This window comes from Leisingera daeponensis DSM 23529 (assembly GCF_000473145.1).
GTDB lineage: Bacteria > Pseudomonadota > Alphaproteobacteria > Rhodobacterales > Rhodobacteraceae > Leisingera > Leisingera daeponensis.
Genome location: NZ_KI421500.1, coordinates 1,947,725 through 1,970,828, shown reverse-complemented (window position 1 = coordinate 1,970,828; position 23,104 = coordinate 1,947,725). Strand labels below are relative to the sequence as shown.

Below are 23,104 nucleotides of genomic sequence, written 5' to 3'. Positions count from 1 at the left end.
CGCGTGCCTTAGGCCCAAGTGCCTTCGGTGGCGGACCGGATCTTGCGGATGTTCTCGCCATAGACCTCCGGGGTGCTGACCGATCCGCCCTTGAACACGGCGGAGCCTGCGACCAGCACATCGGCGCCGGCCTCGGCCACCAGCGGAGCGGTGGCCGGGTCGACGCCGCCGTCGATCTCGATATGCACGGGACGGTCGCCGATCATTGCGCGCAGGCGGCGGATCTTGGCGGTCATGTCGATGAATTTCTGGCCGCCGAAGCCCGGGTTCACGGTCATCACGCAGACCAGATCGGTCAGGTCCAGGAGGTGCTCCACCGCCTCGGCCGGGGTGCCGGGGTTCAGCGCCACACCGGCCTTCATGCCCGCCCCGCGGATGGCCTGCAGGGTGCGGTGGATGTGCGGGCCTGCCTCAAAATGCGCGGTGAGCACGTCGGCGCCGGCATCGGCGTAGGCGTCGATATAGGGATCGACCGGCGCGATCATCAGGTGCACGTCCATCACCGTCTTCACATGCGGGCGGAACGCCTTCACCGCCTGCGGGCCGAAGGTGAGGTTCGGCACGAAATGCCCGTCCATCACATCCACATGCACCCAATCGGCGCCCTGGGCTTCGATCGCCTGGATCTCCTGGCCGAAGTTGGCGAAGTCGGCGGAGAGGATGGAGGGCGCGATCTTGATCTTGCGGTCAAAGGACATCTGGCAGCTTCCTTTTGCGAAGGGGAATAAGGAGTCGCAGGCCATATAGACCCTCCGGCCCGTTGTTGACAGGGGCAGAATGCGCTGCCGGGCGGTTTCCCTGCAAGCACCGCCCGCGGGGTGCATGTCTGCGGGTTGCAATGGGCGGCGTTACAAAACTTTCACGGCAGTGACACATGAGCTTTGAGCGCAGGCTCTAGGCAGTCCCGGAACGAGAAGGGAGCGCCACGTGCTGCGCATTGACAAGCTGACAAAGAAATTCGGCGGCAAGATTGCGGTGGATGCCGCCACGCTGGACATCGACAAGCCCTGTATGATCGGCATCATCGGCCGCTCCGGCGCGGGCAAATCCACCCTGCTGCGGATGCTGAACCGGCTGGAGGACGCGAGCGGCGGCCGCATCCTGTTCGAGGGGCGGGAAATCACCGGGCTGAAGGGCAAGGACAAGCGCGCCTGGCAGTCCGACTGCGCGATGATTTTCCAGCAGTTCAACCTGGTGCCGCGGATGGATGTGGTGTCCAACGTGCTGCACGGCACGCTGAACCGGCGCAATGCGATGGCGACGCTGTTCAACCTCTATCCGATGGCGGACATTCACACGGCGATCGACATCCTCGACCGGCTCGGCATTGCCGAACACGCGGCCAAGCGGGCGGAGGCGCTGTCGGGCGGCCAGCAGCAGCGGGTGGCGATTGCCCGGGCGCTGATGCAGGACCCGAAAATCATTCTGGCGGATGAGCCGATTGCCTCGCTCGATCCGATGAACGCCCAGACCGTGATGGAGGCGCTGCGCCGCATCCATGAGGAAGACGGCCGCACCGTCATCGCCAACCTGCATACGCTGGACACCGCGCGCCGCTATTGCGACCGGGTTGTCGGCATGCGCGACGGGCGCATCGTGTTTGACGGGCTGCCGGAGCAGCTGACCACAGGTGTCGCCCGCGAGATCTATGGCGCCGGAGAACATTTCTCTGAGGCAGCCACCTCAACCGAGATCGAAACGCTGGAAAAAACGGACGCCTTGCGTGCCGCGATTCCCGCCGAATAACCCCTGACCTGATTTCATCGACCCCGGGGGCTGCTCCCCGGGGCAGACCAACCGGAGAAGTATAAGATGAAAAAGCTGATTGCTGCCGTCCTGGCGACCACCGCGCTGACCGCCCCCGTTGCGGCAGAGGAAATCACTGAATTCCGCATCGGCATCCTGGGCGGCGAGAACGCTCAGGACCGTTTGAACAACAACGAATGCCTGCGCGAATACACCGAAAAAGAGCTGGGTGTCGAAACCAAGCTGTTTGCCCCTGCCGACTATAACGGTGTGATCCAGGGGCTTCTGGGCGGCACCATCGACATGGCCTGGCTGGGCGCGTCCGGCTATGCAAAGACCTACCTGTCAGACCCGGAAGCGGTCGAGCCGGTGCTGGTCAAGGTGAACACTGACGGCAGCTACGGTTACTATTCCATCGGCTTTGCCCGCAAGGACAGCGGCATCACCTCGCTGGAAGACCTGAAGGGCAAGACCTTTGGTTTCGGCGATCCGAACTCCACCTCGGGATACCTGATCCCGTCGATTGAAATCCCCAACAAGATCAATGCCAGCATGGAATCCGGCGACTACTTCGGTGAGGTGAAATTCACCGGCGGCCATGAGCAGACCATTGTTGCAGTTGCAAACGGCGACGTGGACGGCGGCGTTAGCTGGGCCGACGGCCTGGGTGAGTGGGAAGACGGATACAACTCGGGCGCGCTGCGCCGCGCCGTGGATGCCGGCTTGGTCGACATGAACGACATGGTCGAAATCTGGAAATCCGCCCCGATCCCGGAAGGCCCGGTGGTTCTGCGCAAGGCCCTGCCGGCAGAGGTCAAAGCGAAGATGACCGCCCTGATGGACAACCTCAGCGAAATCGACCGTGACTGCTTCTACGGTGTCGCTGCGGGGGAGGCCAAGAGCTTCGACCCGATCACCCACGACGCCTATGAGGTGATCATCGAAGCCCGGAAACTGAAGTCCGAGTAATTTCAGCCCAGCACGTATTGAACTGTGTTCTGCGGGGGTCCGGGCCTGTCTTGGATCCCCGCAATTTCCCGATGGCTTCTGCAACGGCCGTCCCGTAAAGACCAGGATCCCCAAATGGCAGAACTGACAGCCGCCCGGCCGGGCATCGAGGATATCCGGCAGCACTACACTGCTCATACCCAGCGCAAGCGGCTCTATGGCGGCATCCTTCTGGCGGTTTTTGTCGCGCTGATGGCAGCGGGGTTCCGCACTGCGGATGCGCGCAATGCAGGCTCCTTTGCGGATGGCTTCACCCGCGTTTTCGACTACCCTGCCGAAGTGCTGGCGGAAGCCGCCGAGAAGGCTGCGCAGCTGCCGGGGCATCTGGTGCATTTCTTCCCGGCGCTGGTGGAGACGCTGAACATCGCTGCCGCCTCGACCCTTGTGGGCGCCGTGTTCGGAACCCTGCTGTCGCTGCTGGCGACCCGCGGCATGGCGCCGTGGCCCGCACTGATCCCGCTGTTCCGCCGTATCAGCGACATCTGCCGTGCCATTCCGGAAATCGTCATCGCGCTGGTGCTGATCTTTGTGCTGGGCGGCGGGCCGGTGCCCGCGATGATTGCCATCGCCATCCACACTGCTGGCGCGCTGGGCAAGCTGTTTTCCGAAGTGAACGAAAACGCCTCGCTGAAACCGGTCGAGGGCCTCGCCTCTGTCGGGGCCACCTGGGCGCAGCGGATGACGCTGGGGGTGATCCCGCAGGTCGGCCCGAATTACGTCAGCTACGCGCTGTTGCGGTTTGAGATCAATATCCGCGCCTCCGCCATCCTCGGCTTCGTCGGCGCGGGCGGCATTGGCTACGAACTGAAGAACGCCATGTCCTGGGGGCAGGGGCGTTATGACGAGGCCGCCGCGATTTTCCTTCTCCTGTTTGTCACCATCGTGGCCGTTGACCAGTTGTCCGGCCTGCTGCGTGACCGCCTGACCCATGGAGCGAAGGCATGACCACTTTTGACACCACCCTGACGCCGGCAGACCTGAAGTCGGACATCTCGCGGCTGTTTCTGAAAAAACGGCTTGTGAACTTTGCCCTGCCTGCCGCGGTGCTGGCCTATCTGGCCTATGTGTTCGTGGCCTTCAATATGCCGGGGCTTTGGGAACGGGCCAGCCTGGACAACGCGCGGACGCTGGTCAGCGACAGCTACAGCTACAAGACCCATGTCACCCGCGACAACCGCAGCGGCGAAGTGTCGGTGGCGATCGAGGGCGAGCGGAAGGGAGCCTATCCTGACGGCATGTCGCCGGACTGGGTGGCTCTGGGCGAGACTACGGTGATTGATCTGGAGGATGGCCATGTTGTTACCTTCGGGCCGGAAACCATCGAATACATGATCCCAGGCTATGGTGCCGTGCGCGCCACTCCGAGCCGCAGCGCAGGGGTGCGGACGGAGCTGCCGGCAGGCGATGTGCCGGAGTGGATCAGTGTTTCAAAGAACCGCCTGGCGATCACCACAGACGCCGGCCGCCTGACCGTGACCCGCAACCGGGCCGAGGTGTTCCGCTATTTCGCAGGGTGGGAGCTGTACTTCTTCACCCTCGACAGCCCATACTACGGCATGGGGGCAGGGGAGCTGCTGCAGCGCGCGGCCACCGGTGAGACCGGTGCGATTTTCCAGGAGTTTTGGACCAACAAGATGTGGCGCCATCAGGATGTGGCCTGGGCGATTGCCGAAACCTTGCTGATGGCGTTCCTTGGCACCATTGGCGCGGGCATCATCGCGCTGCCGCTGGCCTTTGCCGCGACCCGCAACTTCATGCCACTGCGCAGCATCCGCTTTGCCATGCGCCGCCTGTTTGACTTTGTGCGCGGCGTCGACTCGCTGATCTGGACCGTGGTGCTGGCCCGCGCCTTTGGCCCCGGACCGCTGACCGGTGCGCTGGCAATCCTGGTGACGGACACCGGCACCTTCGGCAAGATCTTCTCCGAGGCGCTGGAAAACGTCGACCAGAAGCAGATCGAGGGGGTTGCCTCCACCGGTGCGGGACCGGTGCAGCGCTACCGCTTCGGGGTGATCCCGCAGATCACGCCGGTTTTGCTGAGCCAGCTGCTCTATTTTCTGGAATCCAATACCCGCTCCGCCACCATCATCGGCGCGATCACCGGCGGCGGCATCGGGCTCTTGCTGACACAGGCGATCATCACCCAGAAGGACTGGGAGGAAGTGGCCTATTACATCACCCTGATCATCCTGATGGTGATGCTGATGGACTGGTTTTCCGGCTGGCTGCGCCGCCGCCTGATCAAGGGAGAGGGCGGCAAAGCCAAGCGCAAGGCGCGCAAGGGCGACGCCTTCCTGCTGCCCTGATCCGTGCGCAGGAAGATGGGAAAGGACAGAGCATGGCCCGCTTGAACGCAGAAGCGCCGCTCATTCACCCCGGCTGCCAGATCACCGGCAGCACCTTCGGCGCCTATGTCGAAATCGGCGCCGGCAGCCGGGTCGCGAATTCGGCGGTCGGAAACTACAGCTATTGCGACCGGACCTGCGACATCGCCAATGCGCAGATCGGCAAGTTCGCCAATATCGCAAGCTTCGTCCGCATCGGGGCAACGGATCACCCGATGGAGAAGGCGTCGCAGCATCATTTCCTCTACCGCTCCGCGAGCTATTGGGAGGATGCGAAGGATGACGCGGACTGGTTCGCCCGCCGCGCCGGGCGGATGGCGCGGATCGGCCATGACACCTGGATCGGCCACGGCGCGATGATCAAGCCGGAGGTGACTGTCGGCGATGGCGCGGTTGTGGCTTCGGGCGCGATTGTGACCAAGGATGTGGCGCCCTATACGATTGTCGGCGGCAACACCGCGCGGGTGATCCGCCGCCGCTATCCGGAAGCCGTGGCCGAGCAGATGATGACCCTGGCCTGGTGGGACTGGGAGCACGATGCCTTGCGTGCAGCGCTGCCCGATTTCCGCCAGTTGCGGGCTGAGGAATTCCTGGAGAAATACGCCTGATCCGGCGGGCGGCGGCTCCCGCCTGTTTGCGGACATTCAGGGAATGCCCGTAACAGTTGGGCGTGGCGCCGCTGCGCGGCGCATCCGGCCTGCTGAGGTGCGCTTCAGGGGCAGGTTTGCCCTGAAGCGCCCTTGTTAGGATGTGGACTGCCTTCCCGGCCTCGAGGGCGAACGGTGCTGCGCACCGCCGCTTTGCGGCGCTTGACCCGGGCCTGGCAGGGTTACGCAGCGCCTGCGTCAACCAATTGGGTGGCAATGCCGAGGAAGACCTTGGCCTGAGCGCTACCGGGCTTGGCGGCCACGATCGGCGTGCCGCTGTCGCCTGCCAGGCGCACGTCCAGATGCAGCGGCACTTCGCCCAGCAGCGGGACGCCGAGTTTCTTGGCTTCCTGCGCCACGCCGCCATGGCCGAAGATATGCTCCTCATGGCCGCAGTTGGAGCAGATGTGGGTCGACATGTTCTCAATCATGCCGAGCACCGGCACGTTCATCTTGCGGAACATGTCGATGCCCTTGCGGGCGTCGATCAGCGCCACGTCCTGCGGGGTGGAGACCACGATGGCGCCATCCACATGGGTCTTCTGCGCCAGCGTCATCTGCACGTCGCCGGTGCCGGGCGGCAGATCGACGATCAGCACGTCGAGATCGCCCCATTGCACCTGCAACAGCATCTGCTGCAGCGCCCCCATCAGCATCGGCCCGCGCCAGATCACCGCCTGATCCTCGCCCGTCATCAGCCCCATCGACATCATGGTGACGCCGTGGTTGCGCAGCGGCAGGATGGTTTTGCCGTCGGGGCTGGCGGGACGGCCGCTGACCCCCAGCATCTTGGGCTGCGACGGGCCATAGACGTCGGCGTCCAGCAGCCCCACCTTGCGCCCCTGCATCGCCAGCGCGCAGGCGATGTTGGCCGAAACGGTGGATTTCCCAACCCCGCCCTTGCCGGAGGCCACGGCGAGGATCCGCGCCACGCCGGGCACTTTTTGCGGCGCCTGCTGCTGCGGCTGGGCGGCCTTCTTGGGCTTCAGGTCCGGCGGTGCCTTCCCGGAATGGGCGGTCAGCATGGCGGAGACCTTCTCCACCCCCGGCAGTGCTGCCACTGCTGCGTCGGCCTTGTCTCGCACCGGGCCGTAAGCGCCGGACTTGCCGGGCTCGATCTCCAGCACAAAGCGGACGGTGCCGCCCTCCACCGTGACCGCACGCGCAATGCCGGCACTGACGATATCGCTGCCGCTGACGGGATCGGTAATGGTTCTGAGCGCCTCAAGGACGGTTTCACGGGTGACGGTCACGCCGGTCTCCTGTAGCTGGTCATGCGTTGCGCCTGTTGTGGCGCAATTCACAACGGCACGCCACCCGTACCCGGCCCGGAGTTTGCTTTACCGCATCCTCGAGTCATCTTTTGGCCGCGGGCCGTGCAAAAAGCGCGCAGAAGGCCTGAGCTGAACGCAGCAGCGCCGCGCATCAGCGCGGCGCCGGGCCCAACGGGAGGAGGCCCCAAGGGGGCCGGACGACGGGCGGGAGAGCCCCGTCAGCTGGCCAGTGCGATCCCGGCGCTGCCCATCACCGCGCCGATGCGGCGGCCGGTGTCGACCATCCGGTTGGAAAAGCCCCATTCGTTGTCATACCAGCTGACCACCCGCACCAGACCTTCGGCGGTGACCGCGGTCTGCGCGGCGGCAAAGCAGCTGGAGTGGGGATCGTGGTTGAAGTCGACGGAGACCAGCGGGTCTTCCTCGTAGGACAGGATACCCTCCAGCCCGTTGCCGGACGCCGCCTTAACCGCCGCATTGACCGCTTCAGCGGTGGCCGGGCGCTCCGGCACAAAGCTTAGATCCACCACGGACACATTGGCCGTTGGCACCCGGATGGCGGAGCCTTCCAGCCGGCCTTTCAGATGCGGCAGCACCTCGGAAATCGCCCGCGCGGCGCCGGTGGAGGTGGGGATCATCGACAGCGCGGCAGCCCTTGCGCGGTACAGGTCCTTATGGCTGGTGTCATGGGTCGGCTGATCGCCGGTATAGGCGTGGATTGTGGTCATGTAGCCGGTCTTGATGCCAAAGGCATCGTCCAGCACCTTGGCCAGAGGCGCCAGGCAGTTTGTCGTGCAGGAGGCGTTGGAGACGATCACATCCTCTGCCGTCAGGTCCATGTGGTTCACGCCATAGACCACGGTGCGGTCGGCATCCTTGCCGGGCGCGGAGATCAGCACCCGCTTGGAGCCGTTTTTCAGATGCCGCGCCGCCTGATCCCGTGCGGTGAACAAGCCGGTGCATTCATAGGCGATGTCCACGTCCTGCCAGGGCAGCTCTTCCGGGGTGCGGATGGCGGTGAGGCGGATGCTGTGATGGCCGACCCTGATCAGATCGTCAGCCAGAAATACCGGTGTTTTCAGCCGCCCGTGCACACTGTCGTATTTCAGCAGATGCACCAGGGTTTCGGGCGGCGACAGGTCGTTGATGGCCACAACCTCGATATCCTCGGTGCCGCTTTCCAGCAGCGCCCGCAGCACGCCGCGGCCAATCCGCCCGAATCCGTTGATTGCAATTTTCAGTGTCATCTCTGATCTCCGGCTGTGGCACCGGATCAAGGCCGGTAGCGATAACGGTTTCGGTACCGATACCGATAACGGAAGCCAAAATCAACCCCCTTGGCGGCAGAGCTGCCCTTGCAGCGGCAGGCAATCTGCAGGAGCATGGCGGCATGACCAAAAAACTGCTTCTGAAAGACGTGGCCCGGCTGGCCGGCGTCAGCGAAATGACCGCCTCCCGCGCGCTGCGCGGGGCGCCGGATGTCTCCGCGAAAACCAAGGCGAAGATCGAGGAGATTGCCCGCAGCCACGGATATGTGCCGAACCGGATTGCCGGCTCCCTGTCTTCGCAATCGGTCAATCTGGTGGCGGTAGTGGTGCCCTCGCTCAACAGCTTTGTCTTTCCTGAGGTGCTGTCGGGGATTTCCGCGGTGCTGAAGGACAGCCCGCTGAAACCGGTGGTGGGGATCTCCGGCTATGACCTGGAGGAAGAGGAAAGCGTCATCCGCGAAATGCTGAGCTGGCGGCCTTCGGGGCTGATCGTGGCGGGGCTGGAGCACACGGAGGCCACCTGCCGGATGCTGCAGCAGGCCGATTGCCCGGTGGTCGAAGTGATGGATGTGGACGGTGACCCGGTGCGCCACTGCGTTGGCATCTCGCATTTGCAGGCGGGACGCGACATGGCGGCGCAAATCCTCGCCCGCGGCTACCGCAGGATCGGCTTTATCGGCACCAAGATGCCGCAGGACTTCCGCGCGCGGAAACGGTTCGACGGCTTCACCGACGGGCTTGCGGCGCAGGGCGTGACGCTGAGCGATATCGAGCATTATTCCGGAGAAAGCGCGATCCAGACCGGCCGCCAGCTGACGGCGCAGATGCTGGCCCGCAGCCCGGATCTCGACTGCATTTATTTCTCCAGCGATGTAATGAGCGTAGGCGGGCTGATGCACTGCCTGGCCGCCGGGCTGACGGTGCCGGGGGACATTGCGCTTGCGGGGTTCAACAACCTGCAGATCCTGCAGGGGCTGCCGCAGCAGCTGGCCACGACGGACGCCTGCCGCCGGGAGATCGGCGAGCGCGCGGCGGGCATCATCCTGCAATCGCGCGAGGCTGGCGGCACGGAGGGGCTGGTGTTTGACCGGCTGTGCCCGGCGATCAGCCTGGGCGAAACGCTCTGACCAGACCTCTGGTGCTGGACCGTGCGGCCGGTTTTCCGGAGGGGCAGGACTGGGGGGCGGCTGCGGCGCTTTTCGATGGCTTTGCGGCACGCCTTGAGGCAGCCTGTAGCCAGCCCGTTCAGTCACGCCAGCCGGAGAAGGAGCCCAGATGCCCCAGTACAACGATATGTTCGAACTGTCCGTTGCGGATATGGAGCTGATCGAAACCGCCCTGCAGACCGCCCGCGACGCGCTGTCAGAGGCGCTGCCCGCAGCGGGCAGCGGCGAGGAGGACACGCTGCGCCGTATTCACGATTTGCTGGGCCGGCTGCACAATCAGAAAATCTTCTACTACCCCAAGGGCAAGGTCTACGTCAGCGGCTGACGCAACCGTGCACAGCAGCGGTGCCGGAATGAAAACGCGCTCCCCGCCGGGCGGAGAGCGCTGCAGCCTGCCAAAGGCTCCTGCTTACATCGCAGCCTTGAACAGCTGCGCGAGGTTTTCCTCAGTCAGTTCAACCGGATTGCCGCCGCAGGAGGGGTCGATGATCGCGCCCTTGACCAGTTCGGGGATGGCATCCTCGGTGACGCCCAGATCGGACAGCCCGCGCGGGATGCCAAGGGAGTCGTTCAGCTCCTGCACGAAGCCGCGGAACCCGTCAAAGCCGCCGCCGATGCCTAAATAGGCCGCGGCCATGGTGAACCGGTCCGCGATCGCGGAGGCATTGAATTCCAGAACCGCAGGCATGCAGACCGCATTGGTGGTGCCGTGGTGGGTATTGAAATGCGCGCCGACCGGATGGCTCATCGCGTGGATCGCGCCAAGGCCCTTCTGGAAGGCGGTCGCGCCCATCGCCGCTGCCGACATCATCTGGGCGCGGGCCTCGATGTCACTGCCGTCCGCATAGGCGCGCGGCAGATAGTCCTTGACCAGCCGCATGCCCTCCAGCGCGATGCCCTGGGACATCGGGTGGTAATGCGGGCTGCTGAACGCCTCGACGCAATGGGCAAAGGCATCCAGACCGGTGCCCGCGGTGATGAACTTGGGCATGCCCACGGTCAGTTCGGGATCGCAGATCACCACCGTTGGCAGCACCTTGGGGTGGAAGATGATCTTTTTCTGATGGGTGACAGAGTCGGTGATCACCGATGCGCGGCCCACTTCGGAGCCGGTGCCAGCCGTGGTCGGCACCGCGATGATCGGCGCGATGGCGTCCGCATCGGCGCGGGTCCACCAGTCGCCGATATCCTCGAAATCCCACACCGGCCGGGTCTGGCCCGCCATGAAGGCCACCATCTTGCCGAGGTCCAGGCCGGAGCCGCCGCCGAAGGCGACCACCCCGTCATGCCCGCCCGCCTTGTAGGCGGCGACGCCTGCGTCCAGGTTTTTCTCATTCGGGTTCGGGTCGACCTCGGAGAACATGCCGCGGCCCAGGCCGGCGGCCTCCATGATGTCCAGGGTCGATTGGGTGACGGGCAGATCCGCCAGACCCTTGTCGGTCACCAAGAGCGGTTTCTTGATGCCGGCGGCGGCGCAGGCGTCCGCCAGTTCCTTGATCCGGCCTGCGCCGAACTTGATTGCGGTCGGATAGGACCAGTTTCCAACGAGAGACATATCGTTTTCCTTTGATGCAAAGGCCCGCCCCGGGGAGGAGACGCCGGGGCGGGCGGGGCCGCCCTTAGCCGGTCACCTTTTTCAGGTGATAGGACTTCGGGCGGGTCAGATTGTGATAGCCGATCACCGACAGGCCGCCGCCGCGGCCGGTGTCCTTGCATCCGGTCCAGCACAGGCCCGGGTCCAGGTAGTCGGCACGGTTCATGAAGACGGTGCCGGTCTCGACTTGATCCCCGACACGCTGCGCCCGCTCAACATCCTTGGTCCAGAGCGAGGCGGTCAGGCCGAAGTCGCTGTCGTTCATGAGCTCAATGGCTTCCGCGTCGGAGGAGACCTTCATGATGCCCACGACCGGGCCAAAGCTTTCCTCGCGCATCACCCGCATATCGTGGGTGACATTTGTCAGGATCTGCGGCGTGAGATAGGCGCCGCCGTCATCCTTGGCAAAGGTTTCGATATGGGCCACGGCGCCCGCGGCAACCGCCTCGGCGATCTGGCTGCGCACCTCTTCGGCAAAGCGCACATTGGCCATTGGCCCGATGGTGGTCTCGGCATCCAGCGGATTGCCCAGCTTGTAGCCCTTCACGATGGCAATCGCCTTTTCCACGAAGGCATCATACAGGCTTTCATGCACATAAATCCGCTCGATGCCGCAGCAGCACTGGCCGGAGTTGAACATCGCGCCGTCAATCAGCGTGTCCACCGCCGCGTCCAGATCGGCGTCCTCCATGACATAGCCCGGATCCTTGCCGCCCAGCTCGGTGCCGACGCCGGTGAAGGTGCCCGCAGCGGCGCGCTCCATCGCCTGGCCGCCGCCGACCGAGCCGGTGAAGTTCACGAAGTTGAAGGCGCGGTTCGCAATCAGTTCGGACGTGGTGCCGTGGTCCAGGAACACATTCTGGAACACATCTTCGGGGATGCCGGCAGAATGGAAGGCCCGCGCCATCCGCTCCCCGACCAGCAGCGTCTGGGTCGCATGTTTCAGCACAACGGTATTACCGGCAATCAGTGCAGGCGCCACGGTGTTGATCGCGGTCATATAGGGGTAGTTCCAGGGGGCAACCACAAACACCACCCCATGCGGAACGCGCTTGATGTAGCGTTTGAAGGTGGCGTCCTCGCCGACCTCGATGTCCGCCAGCGACTCTTCGGCGATCTTCGCCATGTGGCTGGCGCGCTCGTTGAAGCCGCCGAACTCGCCGCCGTAGCGCACCGGGCGGCCCATCATATGCGCCAGTTCTGGCACGATCTCGTCATTCATCGCGCCAACAGCGGCCACGCCCGCCATCACCAGATCGATGCGCTCCTGCAACGGCCGTGCGGCCCAAGCGGCTTGCGCCGCCCGGGCGCGTTCCGCCGCCGCAAAGGCGTCCTCGCGCGACAGCACTTCGCGCTCTGCAAAGACCGATCCGTCGACCGGCGAGATACACTTCAGGGTCTGGCCCATCGCCATTCACTCCATTCAGGAAAGGGCAAAGCCCTCTTCATCTTTCGAAAAATACTCCGGGGGTCCGGGGGCAGGCCCCCGGCGGCTGCCGGATCACGCCCGCTCAAACCCGCGCGCAATCTCGTAATCGGTGACCACCCGGTCGAAATCCTCGATCTCCACCTCCGCCGCGCGGACGTAGTGGTCGACCACATCATCGCCAAGGGCTTTGCGCAGCATCTCCGAGCCTTTCAGCGCCGCCGCCGCATCGCGCAGGGTCGAGGGGATCATGCCGGTGTCGCCCTGGTAGACATCGCCCTTGGCGGGCGCTTGCAGCTCCAGGCCTTCCTCGATGCCGGCAATGCCCGCCGCCAGCATCCCCGCCATCGCCAGATAGGGGTTCATGTCGGAGCCCGGGATGCGGCATTCGACCCGGATTGCCTTGCTGCCCTCGCCGCACAGCCGGTAGCCCGCGGTGCGGTTGTCCACCGACCAGATGATCCGGGTCGGCGCAAAGGTGCCCTTCATAAAGCGCTTGTAGCTGTTGATATAGGGCGCCATGAAGGCGGTGTAGTCGGGCGCGTATTTCAGCAGGCCGGCCATGTAGTTCTTCATCAGCGCCGACATGCCCAGATCGTCGCTCTCGTCAAAGAACGCGGGCTTGCCGTCCTGCCACAGGGACTGGTGCACATGGCTGGAGGAGCCAACCTTGTCATGGCTCCACTTCGGCAGGAAAGTCACCGCGTGACCCTGCTGCTCTGCGATTTCCTTCACCGCGTGCTTGGCAATGGTGTGGTATTCCGCCGTGTCCATCGCCGCGGCGTATTTGATGTTCAGCTCTTCCTGGCCGGTCTCCGCCTCGCCCTTGGTGTTCTCGATCGGCAGCCCCGCATCCCACAGGTGGTTGCGGATCGGGCGCATCACGTGCTCCTCGCGGGTGGTCTGCAGGATGCTGTAATCCTCGTTGTATCCCGAAATCGGCGCCAGATCGCGGAAGCCCGATTTGCGGATCTCGTCAAAGCTCTTCTCGAACATGAAGAATTCCAGCTCGGTGGCGCACATGGCGTCATAGCCCATCGCCTTCAGCCGGTTCACCTGCTTCTTCAGGATCGCGCGGGGGGAGTGGGGGACGTCCTCATGGGTGTGATGGTCCAGCACATCGCACAGCACCATCACCGTGCCCTCCAGCCACGGCACGGGCCGCAGGGTGGAGAGGTCCGGCTTCATCACATAGTCGCCATAGCCGCGCTCCCAGCTGGTCGAGGCATAGCCGCCCGGCGTCGCCATCGCGAGGTCGGTGGCCAAGAGGTAGTTGCAGCAATGGGTTTCCTCCCAGGCGCCATTCACGAAATGCTTGGCGTGGAAGCGCTTGCCCATCAGGCGGCCCTGCATGTCCACAAGGCAGACCAGAACGGTGTCAACGGTGCCATCGGCAACCTGGTCCTTAAGAGTGTCGAAGGAGAGCATGAGCGGCCCTTTGTCTGTTGCGCGCAAAACTTTTCCTCAAAAGTTTTGGCAAATTCCTTGAGTAAGGAATTTGGCCCGCTGCGGCGCAGGCCAAATCCCGTGTTTCAACCGGTGCCTTAGCTGTAGCGGTAGGGGCGGCCGGCCTTCTGCATGTCAGAGTTATACTTCTTGAAGATCTCCACAACCTTCGCCTTGGTTTCGGACTCGGCTGCGATTTCATCCCAGAACTTCACTGCCGCATCTTCGACCTGCTGCCATTCGTTGTCCGGAATGGTGGTCAGCTTCATCTTGTCGCCGTTCACGCGCAGGGACGCTTCGCCGCCCCAGTACCACCACTGGCGGTAGTAGTGCGACTGGTCGCAGCAGACACGGAACAGGGTCTGCAGATCTTCCGGCAGCTCTTCCCAGCGGCCCATGTTGGCAAAGAACGAGCCCGCCCAGGCGCCGGAGATGTTGTTGGTCAGGAAGTAGTCGGTCACATCGGCCCAGCCGACGGTGTAGTCCTCGGTGATGCCGGACCAGGCGATGCCGTCCAGTTCGCCGGTCTGCACCGCAACCTCGATGTCTTCCCAGGGCAGGGTGACCGGCACCACGCCGAACTGGCTCAGGAAGCGGCCCGCGGTCGGGAAGGTGAAGACGCGCTTGCCCTGAAGGTCCGCCAGCGAGTTGATCGGGTCCTTGGTGGCGAAGTGGCAGGGGTCCCACGCGCCGGCCGAGATATGCTTGACGCCGACCTTGGAATATTCCGCGTCCCAGATCTCGTTCAGGCCGTACTGGTTGAACAGCACCGGCACGTCCAGCGAATAGCGCGAGGCAAACGGGAAGTAGCCGCCGAACACGGTGACTTCGGTGGGCGAGGCCATCGAGTCATCGTCCGACTGCACAGCGTCGATGGTGCCGCGCTGCATGGCGCGGAACAGTTCGCCGGTGGGGACCAGCTGGTCGGCATAGTAGAGCTCGATCTGCATCCGGTCGCCGGCGATCTTGTTGAACATGTCGATGGCGGGTTTCACCACATGCTCGGCCAGCGCAGCACCCGCATAGGTCTGCATCCGCCACTTGATGGTGGACTGGGCCAGCGCCGGAGTGGCCAGCGGTGCCGCCATGGCGCCAACGCCCGCGGTCTGCAAAAACTTACGTCTTGTTGTCATGTCTTCCTCTCCTCTGTTGAACTTAAATCAATGCCCGTGCCCGCAGGGGGCCAGGTTCCTGAAGCCTTCGCGGAGCCGTTGCGGTGCATTCTCACGAAGGATGTCGCCATGCGCGAGCACGACGGTTTCGGGCTTCCACTCCAGCATCCGGGCAAGCGCCTTGCGCAGCTTGTCCCGGTTGCCCGCGAAGGAAAACCAGATGTCGATGGGCATCTTCCCGTTCGGGGCCAGGATGCCAGCGGCCCAGGCCAGCGGCCGCACCCACAGGGGCAGTGTCTTGGCCGGCATGTTCTCGATCAGGTCCGTCAGCACCAGCACCTTGGAGCGCTTGTGGAAGAAGACCACTTCGGTATGGGCCCTGCTGCCATGCACAATCATCTGCTCAAGATCCGCCGCCCAGTCCCGGGGCGCGCTGTCCTCCAGGTCGCGGTCGAACCGAACCTTCCACGCCCTGGCTTCTGGCCCGCTCGCGCACTTTGGGCGAGGCCCAGGCGGTGGCGTCGGGATAGGCGTCAGCCCACTCCGCGATATAGGCGTAGTGAATCCAGTTCGGGGACACCAGATGGCGGATGCGCCCGAGCGCCTCAAGCTCCGCAGCCAGCGGCTGGCTGTACCAGACCGGCGAATGCAGGAACAGATCGCCGTTTTCCAGCCGGACGACTGTCATGCGGGTCTGGAAGGGGATCTGGTAGAACTGGATGGCAGGGCCATCCGCGATCCAGATATCCGGCCCCAGCGCCTGCAGCATGGACTTACTTTCCATAGACATACTCCGGCAGCCACAGGGCGATTTGCGGGAAGATCATGATCAGGGCCAGCGCCAGCACCATCACCGCGGCAAAGGGGATGATCGAGACATAGATGTCCTTCAGCCCGATCTCCGGCGGCGCCATAGCGCGCATCAGGAACAGGTTGTAGCCGAACGGCGGCGTCATGTAGGCGATCTGGGTGGTAATGGTGTAAAGCACGCCGTACCAGATCAGGTCGAAGCCGAGCGCGCCGACCAGCGGCACGTAAAGCGGCGCCACGATCACCAGCATCGCGGTGTCATCCAGGAAGGTGCCCATCACGATGAAGCTCAGCTGCATCAGGATCAGGATCATCCAAGGGGAAAGGCCCAGCTTGGTGGTGAACAGGTCTTCGATTGCCTTGACCGCGCCAAGCCCGTCAAAGATCGCGCCGAACGCCAGGGCCGCCAGGATGATCCACATGAACATGCAGGAGATGCCAAGGGTGGAGCGCACTGAGGTTTCGAACACGTCCTTGTTCATCCGCCCCTTCAGCACCGCGGCCAGGAAGGCGGTCATCGCACCGATGGCCGAGCTTTCCACCAGCGAGGTCCAGCCGTTCACGAAGGGCACCATCATCGCGGCAAAGATCGCCAGCGGCAGCACGCCGGAGAACAGCAGGCGGTATTTCTCCTTCATGAACACGTCTTTGTAGAACACAGGGTTCGTGCGGGTCAGGAAGGACAGCGCCCCCAGGGCCAGCGCCACGCCAAGCGCAGGCTTGGCCTCCATTGCGCCGGTCAGCATCAGCAGCGGCACCAGCACCAGCGTGCCCAGCACGATATAGTTCAGACGCAGCGGGTGGTCTGTCACCTGCTCGTATTCCGCCAGATCCTCGTCGTGCATGGCGGGGCCAAGATGCGGCTGCATCCGGGCGCGGAAATAGATGTAGATGATGAACATGACGGCCATCAGCAGACCCGGAATCACACCGGCAAGCCACAGCTGCCCCACCGGCTGGCGCGCGATCATCGCATAAAGCACCAGCACCACCGAGGGCGGCACCAGAATGCCAAGCGAGGAGCCCGCCTGAATGGTGCCGGTCACCAGGATCTTGTCATAGCCGCGGCGCAGCAGTTCCGGCAGAGCAATGGTTGCGCCGATTGCCATCCCCGCCACCGACAGGCCGTTCATGGCCGAGATCAGGACCATCAGGCCGATGGTGCCGATTGCCAGCCCGCCCTTCACCGGCCCCATCCACACGTGGAACATCCGGTAGAGGTCGTCGGCGATTTTCGATTCCGACAGCACGTAGCCCATGAAGATGAACATCGGCAGCGTCAGCAGCGGATACCATTTCATCAGCTTCATCGCGGCAGAGAACGGGATCTCCACCCCGCCGGTGCCCCACAGCAGCATCCCCGCAACCGCGCCGACAAAACCGATGGCGCCGAACACCCGCTGGCCGGTCATCAGCATCAGCATCATGCCGGCAAACATGACGATAGCAATCCATTCGTAGGACATCAGATTTCAACTCCGCGCAGGCGTCCGATATCCCGGAACAGTTCGGCAAGGCATTGCAGCAGCATCAGGAAGACGCCGAGGCACAGGATGGTTTTGACGGGCCACAGGAACGGCCGCCAGGCGGTGGAGCTGCGCTCCAGATAGCCGAGCTTTTCGCCTGCCGCCGCAGGGCCTTCGCTCAGCAGCGTTTTCAGCAGGTCCCAGAAGAAGTCCAGCGGCTCCAGCCCGAAATAACCGAGCGAATAGGCGGTGGAGCTGAGGGCGCCATACATCAGGATCACCAGATAGGTGATCAGGAACAGCACGGTGACGGCATCCACCATCGCCTTGGTCTTGGTCGACCAGGCGCCGTAAAACAGGTCCATCCGCACGTTCGATCCCATCTGGATCGAATAGGGGCCGCCCAGCACATAATAGGCGACCATCACGAACTGCGCGGTCTCCAGCGTCCAGTGCGACGGGTTGAAGAAGGTCTTGGAGACCGATGACCACAGCAGCACCCCGATCAGGGCAAAGATCAGGTACATCGCAAAGCGGCCGATGAAGCGGTTCATCGCGTCGATGCCGCGGACATAGGCCCGGATTATCTTAGGCATCAGGCCCTCCCTCATCCGCCAGCGCGGCCAGGGCCGGGCGCAGCAATGTCAGCATTTCTTCTGCCATGGCCTCTTCCAGTTCCGGCGTTGCCACCAGGTCATTGCGGATTTCGATCATCACATTGGCCAGCCCGTGCGCCAGCCCGTGCAGCTTCAGCGAATGGGTGACTCCATCGGCAGGGCCATAGGGCTCATTGCGTTCCACCCGGCGGTGCGGCAGGGCAGGGGCCTCTGCCAGCATCGCGTCCGCCAGCCGACTGTCGTCATCGTGCAGGATGCCGATTTCGACGTCCCGCGGCTTGCCGAAATAGATTGGCGTGAAACTGTGCATGGTGACCAGAACAGTCTGCAGCCCGGCCTTTTTCCGCGCCTCGATCACCTCCGTCACGGTCGTGCAGAACGGCACATAGACCGTGTCCACACGTTCCTGGCGCTCCGCCTCGCTCAGCCCGAAATTGCCGGGCACCGCGACCAGTTCGGATTTCTCCGGCATGGCGCTGGCGGCCTCGGGCGGGCGGTTGCAGTCATAAACCAAGCGCGACACCCTGCTGGCCACCAGCGGCGCATCCAGCGCCTGTGCCATATGCAGGGCCACCGCCCGCGCGCCCGGATCCCACGCCGCATGGCTCAGCCGGTCCTCGTCGCGCAGTCCCAGCCCGTTGTAGCGCGCGGGAATATTGCTGGAGGCATGTTCGCACAGCAGCAGGACCGGGCTGGTGCCCTCCCGGTTCACCACCTCCACTGCTTCCCCCAAGGCGTGAGAATCGCTCTCTCGCATATGCCGCCTCCCTGCGATTTGGAAAAATGTTTCCATGAAGAGATATTTGTGTCAATATCTTTTCATGATCGGTTTCGGACAGAGATTCCTGAAAGTATCTCTTCAGGCCGGAGCCGGGTAAGAAAGTGTCTGTTCAAACGCAGGGAAGTGCCGTTGTCGAAACCGCCCGCCACAGTTCGCGAGTTGATCCGCGAGAATTATTCCTCGCTCACCCAGTCCGAGCGCAAATTCGCGAATTCGCTGCTGGAAAACTATCCCGCCGCGGGTCTCGCCTCGATCACCATCGTGGCCGCCAATGCCGAGGTTTCCACGCCAACGGTGGCCCGGATGGTGCAGAAGCTGGGTTTCAAGGGGTATCCGCAGTTTCACCAGGCGCTGTTGAAAGAGCTTGAGGCCAAGGTCTCCGGCCCCACCAAACGGCGCGACAACTGGGCGTCCGAGGCGCCCGAAGGCCATCTGCTGAACAGATTTGCACAGGCCGTCACCGACAACCTGCAACAGACGTTTTCCAATATAGACTCGGCCCAGTTCGACTCCGCCGTCCGCCAGCTCGCCAACACCGAGGGGCGGCTTTACGTGGTCGGCGGCCGCATCACCCGGGCGCTGGCGGACTACGCCTTCACCCATTTCCAGGCGATCCGGCAGCGTGTCACCCATATGACCTCCTCCTCCGCCACCTGGCCGCATTACGTGCTGGACATGGTAGAGGGCGACACCCTCCTGATGTTCGACGTGCGCCGCTACGAAACCAACCTGCAGCGGCTGGCGGAACTCGCGTCCGAGCGCGGGGTGAAGATCGTCCTGATCACCGACCAATGGGCCAGCCCCATTGCCTCGGTCTCGGAACACACCTTCAACTGCTGGGTCGAGATCCCCTCCGCCTGGGACTCAAACATCTCCACCATGATGCTCTTGGAGGCGATGATCGCCGCCACCCAGGAAGAAAGCTGGGACAAGACCAAGGACCGCTACGACCGCCTCGATGAGCTGTTCGACATGACCCGGCTGTTCCGCAAGTTCTCCTGACCCTGCCAGAAGCGACCTGGAGCATGGACATTGCTGGCGGCTTGCGCATTACTGGTCAGGGTGCGGCCTGCCGCAGGGCAGGGCGCCGGGCCGGTTTCTTTCAGGCAGGAGTAGTCAAATGCGTTTTTCCCGATTTCTGACCGCGGCTGCAGTTGCAGCGCTGGTTGCAGCGCCCGCCGCGGCCAATCCGCTCAGCCGTATTCTGGCCCAGTCCGGGCTGACGCCGCAGGACACCAACCTCATGCGCCGGGCCGAGCAGGCGCTTCTGGCCGACGGCGGCAGCGGCCAGCGGGCCAGGTGGAACAACCCGGACAGCGGCGCCCAGGGAGAGGTCCGGGTGGCCGGCAAGGAGGGCGATTGCCTTCTGCTCCAGCATCAGGCCTACCTCAAGGACAGCCAGGACGCCAAACAGGTCAAACGCAAGTTCTGCCCCTCCGGCGGGGACTGGCAGCTGTCCCAGTGATCCGCAGCAACCGTGTTCTTGCCGCAGCGGTGGGGCGGGGCTAAGCAGGGGGCAGAATTCTTCTGATCTTTATGAGCGAGGCACCCATGTCCGAAATCACCCGCAAACACACCGGCCAGCGCATGAGCCAGATCGTCATCCACGGCGAGATCATCTATCTGGCCGGCCAGGTCGGCACCGCCGGAGCCAGCGTTGAGCAGCAGACCAAGGACTGCCTGGACAAGATCGACGCGCTGCTGGCCGAGGCTGGCAGCAGCAAGACCCGTATCCTGCAAACGGTGATCTGGCTCGCCGACATGAAGGACTTTGCCGAAATGAACGCGGTCTGGGATGCCTGGGTGCCCGAAGGCCACGCCCCGGCACGCGCCTGCGGCGAAGCCAAGCTCGCCCGCGAGGATCTGCTGGTCGAATTCATCGTCACCGCCGCCAAGGGCTGATCCTGGCAGCAAGAACAAACGGGCGGGCCGGCGGCCCGCCTTTTCTTTCCCGAATGGGCCGCAAGTCAGGCGCAGGATCCAACTGCCGCGGACCGGCCCTTAAACCCGATTCACGTGCGATAGGACCCGCCGTCAGCCTGTTGCCCCCCCCCCGTGCTGCGCCTCCCGAACGGCCGCGGCGATGTGCCGGGGCGCGTGGCGGCCGGTTCCTCTTGCTTAGCGGGCCCGGAACACTCCATCCTCTATCTTCAGAAGCAGACGCGCAGGCCGCCGGCCCTCCGGTTGGACGGTTGCGGCAGATCCGGCGGCGGCTGCAAGACAGGAGGACGGGGCATTTTGGACCTTTATGCGGACCAAGACCTTCGCCGTGGCTCAGCAAGGCTAAGGCGATGAAGGCGCGTTATCAGCTCCATTACTGGCCGATCCCGTTCCGCGGACACTTCGTCCGCTTCGTGCTGGCCTATGCCGGGCTGGCATGGGATGAGCCTGGTTTTGACGCGGTGGCGGGCCTCAAGAACCGGGACGCGGCGGATCAGCCGTATCCCTTCATGGCGCCGCCGCTGCTGACCGACACCCTGACGGGCACCCATCTCAGCCAGATGCCCGCGATCCTGATGGCGCTGGGCCGCACCCACGGTCTGCTGACAGAGCCGGACCGGACCCTGCGCCTGATCTGCGATGCCTCCGATATCCTGTTCGAGATCACCCGCTTTCACGGGGCGCTGATGTGGGATGCGGCAAGCTGGACGGAATTCCATGGCAGCCGCCTGCCGCGCTGGATGCAGATCCACGAGCGGATCGTGGCGGAGGCCGGTGTCACCGCGGCGGCAGGATATCTGCGGGACGGGGCGCATCCGGGGCTTGCCGATCTTGTCCTGGGCGCGCTCTGGCACACGATGGCGGACCGCCTGCCGCCGCTGCGCCCGCTGCTGCACGCAAATGCGCCGGTGCTGGAAGGGCTGGCGGACCGTATCGCCGCCGAGCCGCCCGTTGCCGCCCTGATCGCGGACTGGGCCGGGCGCCGCCCGGTTTATTGCGGGGGCCATATCGAGGCCTCGCTGCTGAACATGCTGAATATGGAGACCGATACATGAGCACGTTTGACGAGGACCTGTTCCTCAAGGGGCTGGAACAGCGCAAATCCACCCTCGGCGCGGAGTATGTGGAGAACAACCTGGCGGCCGCCGATGATTTCACCCGCCCGTTCCAGGAGGCGATGACCGCCTGGTGCTGGGGCTTCGGCTGGGGCGACGGGGTGATTGACGCCAAGACCCGCTCAATGATGAACCTCGCGATGATCGGTGCGCTGGGCAAGATGCATGAATGGGAAATCCACTGCCGCGGCGCCCTCAACAACGGCGTCACCAGGGAGGAGATCCGCGCCATCATTCACGTGGTCGGCATCTACTGCGGCGTGCCCCAGGCGCTGGAGTGCTTCCGGGTGGCGCGCAAAGTGCTGGAGGAGCAGGTCTGACAAGCCGCCTCTGGTATTGGAGGGCAACGTTTTTGCCGTCCCTTTCTGTTTTCGGCTCAGCGCCCTTTGTCTTTGGCCGGGGTCTTGCGGGATATTTCTGGCCAGAGGAGGGGTGAGTCTGCCGGGTTTGCCGCGATTCCGGGGTTCGGGTCTGTGGATAAGGGGCGCGAGTCTGTGGGTAAGTGTTCCGGGGGCCGGTTTGGGGGTGTTTGGCGGGGTTTTCGGGGCGGGGTTGGGGCGGGAAGCGGGTCAGGGGTGCTGACTTTGTTTTGGTGTAAGCTATTGTTTTTATTGGATGAGTGATTTTTCTTTGCGGAATTCTGCGTTTTTCTGAATTTTGGGGTTGCGGGTCTGCGGGGGTAACCGTAAAAGCCCCCTCACCGGCGGCGCTGAGGCGCTGCTGAGACACACCGGACGGGGCGGCGGCGACGCGGTAACGGATCGGGAAACACGCCGGAGAGACGGCGGGACGCGCTGGAGAGACAGCGGCATCTGAGGGTTTGATGAGGCGGGCGCGCCGGAAGATTGGCGCATCGGTCTGGTTTTTGGCCTCCGGGTGTTTGCTCTTTGACATTGATGGATAACTGAAGAGATATGCGGGCGGTCACGGTTCATTTCGATGGATCAGACTTCTGTATATCGCGCCACTAGGGCTCCGGCCCGATGATGTGGTGTCAGCTTCACTGTTTGTTCGGCTTTCGGTGCCTTTGGTACTGAAGCACAACAGACAGAGACTTTCATCAGGATTAGCCTCCTGGTGAAGATGTGCAGAGGTTCGAACGTCAAGGATACGCTTTAACGAGCGTTTCAACTTGAGAGTTTGATCCTGGCTCAGAACGAACGCTGGCGGCAGGCCTAACACATGCAAGTCGAGCGCGCCCTTCGGGGTGAGCGGCGGACGGGTTAGTAACGCGTGGGAACGTGCCCTTCTCTAAGGAATAGCCACTGGAAACGGTGAGTAATACCTTATACGCCCTTCGGGGGAAAGATTTATCGGAGAAGGATCGGCCCGCGTTAGATTA

24 protein-coding genes and 1 rRNA gene (1 of these 25 only partly in view) are annotated in these 23,104 nt (G+C 63.6%); 13 read left to right on the top strand and 12 right to left on the bottom strand.

Going from position 1 to position 23,104, the window contains the following annotated elements; all coding sequences use genetic code 11:
• Nucleotides 1-8: 8 nt before the first annotated feature.
• A complete protein-coding gene (gene rpe / locus DAEP_RS0110000) occupies nucleotides 9-698 on the bottom strand; it encodes a ribulose-phosphate 3-epimerase (RefSeq protein WP_008557911.1) in 690 nt (229 codons plus the stop codon).
• A 229-nt stretch (nucleotides 699-927) separates the two neighbouring features.
• On the opposite strand from rpe, the gene phnC reads away from it, so the two are divergent.
• The 5 genes from phnC to DAEP_RS0109975 all read left to right on the top strand — a co-directional run bounded on the left by phnC (nucleotide 928) and on the right by DAEP_RS0109975 (nucleotide 5,707).
• Nucleotides 928-1,746: a phosphonate ABC transporter ATP-binding protein gene (gene phnC, locus DAEP_RS0109995; protein ID WP_008557668.1), complete on the top strand. Its 819-nt coding sequence runs from the start codon at nucleotides 928-930 to the stop codon at nucleotides 1,744-1,746.
• Nucleotides 1,747-1,812: 66 nt separating this feature from the next.
• The gene (gene phnD, locus DAEP_RS0109990) at nucleotides 1,813-2,715 is read left to right on the top strand and encodes a phosphonate ABC transporter substrate-binding protein (RefSeq protein WP_027244551.1); all 903 of its coding nucleotides are present in this window, start codon (nucleotides 1,813-1,815) and stop codon (nucleotides 2,713-2,715) included.
• Between the two features lie 114 nt (nucleotides 2,716-2,829).
• Complete coding sequence (gene phnE / locus DAEP_RS0109985) at nucleotides 2,830-3,699, top strand: phosphonate ABC transporter, permease protein PhnE (RefSeq protein WP_008556110.1); 870 nt, start codon at nucleotides 2,830-2,832, stop codon at nucleotides 3,697-3,699.
• Nucleotides 3,696-5,060 (top strand): phosphonate ABC transporter, permease protein PhnE, encoded by a 1,365-nt coding sequence (phnE, locus tag DAEP_RS0109980; RefSeq protein ID WP_027244550.1) that lies wholly within the window; start codon nucleotides 3,696-3,698, stop codon nucleotides 5,058-5,060. The genes phnE (DAEP_RS0109985) and phnE (DAEP_RS0109980) overlap by 4 nt, the downstream gene beginning before the upstream one ends.
• Before the next feature lie 32 nt (nucleotides 5,061-5,092).
• Nucleotides 5,093-5,707 carry an LbetaH domain-containing protein gene (locus DAEP_RS0109975; RefSeq protein ID WP_027244549.1) on the top strand — a complete coding sequence of 205 codons (615 nt, stop codon included), beginning with the start codon at nucleotides 5,093-5,095 and terminating at the stop codon, nucleotides 5,705-5,707.
• Nucleotides 5,708-5,928: 221 nt separating this feature from the next.
• Here DAEP_RS0109975 and DAEP_RS0109970 read toward each other — a convergent pair whose 3' ends face one another.
• A complete protein-coding gene (locus tag DAEP_RS0109970) occupies nucleotides 5,929-6,999 on the bottom strand; it encodes an Mrp/NBP35 family ATP-binding protein (RefSeq protein ID WP_027244548.1) in 1,071 nt (356 codons plus the stop codon).
• A gap of 239 nt (nucleotides 7,000-7,238) precedes the next feature.
• Complete coding sequence (gene gap, locus DAEP_RS0109965; RefSeq protein WP_027244547.1) at nucleotides 7,239-8,267, bottom strand: type I glyceraldehyde-3-phosphate dehydrogenase; 1,029 nt, start codon at nucleotides 8,265-8,267, stop codon at nucleotides 7,239-7,241.
• Nucleotides 8,268-8,410: 143 nt separating this feature from the next.
• On the opposite strand from gap, the gene DAEP_RS0109960 reads away from it, so the two are divergent.
• Nucleotides 8,411-9,415, top strand: coding sequence for a LacI family DNA-binding transcriptional regulator (locus DAEP_RS0109960; protein WP_027244546.1), 1,005 nt, complete (start codon nucleotides 8,411-8,413; stop codon nucleotides 9,413-9,415).
• A gap of 148 nt (nucleotides 9,416-9,563) precedes the next feature.
• On the top strand, nucleotides 9,564-9,779 hold the full coding sequence (locus DAEP_RS0109955; RefSeq protein ID WP_008556338.1) for a hypothetical protein: 216 nt from the start codon (nucleotides 9,564-9,566) through the stop codon (nucleotides 9,777-9,779).
• 84 nt (nucleotides 9,780-9,863) lie between these two features.
• Here the strand turns inward: DAEP_RS0109955 and DAEP_RS0109950 are convergent, their stop codons facing one another.
• From DAEP_RS0109950 to DAEP_RS0109915, 9 genes are all read right to left on the bottom strand, one after another.
• On the bottom strand, nucleotides 9,864-11,009 hold the full coding sequence (locus DAEP_RS0109950) for an iron-containing alcohol dehydrogenase (protein WP_027244545.1): 1,146 nt from the start codon (nucleotides 11,007-11,009) through the stop codon (nucleotides 9,864-9,866).
• 64 nt (nucleotides 11,010-11,073) lie between these two features.
• Nucleotides 11,074-12,456, bottom strand: coding sequence for an aldehyde dehydrogenase family protein (locus tag DAEP_RS0109945; protein ID WP_027244544.1), 1,383 nt, complete (start codon nucleotides 12,454-12,456; stop codon nucleotides 11,074-11,076).
• Between the two features lie 93 nt (nucleotides 12,457-12,549).
• On the bottom strand, nucleotides 12,550-13,902 hold the full coding sequence (locus tag DAEP_RS0109940) for a glutamine synthetase family protein (RefSeq protein WP_008554550.1): 1,353 nt from the start codon (nucleotides 13,900-13,902) through the stop codon (nucleotides 12,550-12,552).
• Nucleotides 13,903-14,018: 116 nt separating this feature from the next.
• On the bottom strand, nucleotides 14,019-15,053 hold the full coding sequence (locus DAEP_RS0109935; protein ID WP_008555059.1) for a TRAP transporter substrate-binding protein: 1,035 nt from the start codon (nucleotides 15,051-15,053) through the stop codon (nucleotides 14,019-14,021).
• Nucleotides 15,054-15,080: 27 nt separating this feature from the next.
• Nucleotides 15,081-15,425, bottom strand: a complete 345-nt coding sequence (locus tag DAEP_RS24365) for a DUF4336 domain-containing protein (RefSeq protein WP_245595077.1) — start codon at nucleotides 15,423-15,425, stop codon at nucleotides 15,081-15,083.
• A gap of 10 nt (nucleotides 15,426-15,435) precedes the next feature.
• Nucleotides 15,436-15,816: a DUF4336 domain-containing protein gene (locus DAEP_RS24360; RefSeq protein WP_245595076.1), complete on the bottom strand. Its 381-nt coding sequence runs from the start codon at nucleotides 15,814-15,816 to the stop codon at nucleotides 15,436-15,438.
• Nucleotides 15,806-17,308 carry a TRAP transporter large permease gene (locus tag DAEP_RS0109925; protein ID WP_027244543.1) on the bottom strand — a complete coding sequence of 501 codons (1,503 nt, stop codon included), beginning with the start codon at nucleotides 17,306-17,308 and terminating at the stop codon, nucleotides 15,806-15,808. Before DAEP_RS0109925 ends, DAEP_RS24360 begins: the two co-directional genes overlap by 11 nt.
• On the bottom strand, nucleotides 17,308-17,904 hold the full coding sequence (locus DAEP_RS0109920) for a TRAP transporter small permease subunit (protein WP_008554558.1): 597 nt from the start codon (nucleotides 17,902-17,904) through the stop codon (nucleotides 17,308-17,310). The genes DAEP_RS0109925 and DAEP_RS0109920 overlap by 1 nt, the downstream gene beginning before the upstream one ends.
• Nucleotides 17,897-18,682, bottom strand: coding sequence for an N-formylglutamate amidohydrolase (locus tag DAEP_RS0109915; RefSeq protein ID WP_027244542.1), 786 nt, complete (start codon nucleotides 18,680-18,682; stop codon nucleotides 17,897-17,899). The genes DAEP_RS0109920 and DAEP_RS0109915 overlap by 8 nt, the downstream gene beginning before the upstream one ends.
• 153 nt (nucleotides 18,683-18,835) lie before the next feature.
• Between DAEP_RS0109915 and DAEP_RS0109910 the strand changes: the two genes are divergently transcribed.
• The 6 genes from DAEP_RS0109910 to DAEP_RS0109885 form a co-directional block, all read left to right on the top strand.
• Nucleotides 18,836-19,708 (top strand): MurR/RpiR family transcriptional regulator, encoded by an 873-nt coding sequence (locus tag DAEP_RS0109910; RefSeq protein WP_027244541.1) that lies wholly within the window; start codon nucleotides 18,836-18,838, stop codon nucleotides 19,706-19,708.
• Nucleotides 19,709-19,826: 118 nt separating this feature from the next.
• Complete coding sequence (locus DAEP_RS0109905; protein WP_027244540.1) at nucleotides 19,827-20,171, top strand: hypothetical protein; 345 nt, start codon at nucleotides 19,827-19,829, stop codon at nucleotides 20,169-20,171.
• Between the two features lie 86 nt (nucleotides 20,172-20,257).
• Nucleotides 20,258-20,608: a RidA family protein gene (locus tag DAEP_RS0109900; RefSeq protein ID WP_027244539.1), complete on the top strand. Its 351-nt coding sequence runs from the start codon at nucleotides 20,258-20,260 to the stop codon at nucleotides 20,606-20,608.
• Nucleotides 20,609-20,997: 389 nt separating this feature from the next.
• Entirely contained in the window at nucleotides 20,998-21,702 is a 705-nt protein-coding gene (locus DAEP_RS0109895; RefSeq protein WP_027244538.1) for a glutathione S-transferase, read from the top strand.
• On the top strand, nucleotides 21,699-22,082 hold the full coding sequence (locus tag DAEP_RS0109890) for a carboxymuconolactone decarboxylase family protein (RefSeq protein ID WP_008556845.1): 384 nt from the start codon (nucleotides 21,699-21,701) through the stop codon (nucleotides 22,080-22,082). Before DAEP_RS0109895 ends, DAEP_RS0109890 begins: the two co-directional genes overlap by 4 nt.
• 808 nt (nucleotides 22,083-22,890) lie before the next feature.
• A 16S ribosomal RNA gene (locus tag DAEP_RS0109885) occupies nucleotides 22,891-23,104 on the top strand (it continues 1,250 nt past the right edge of the window).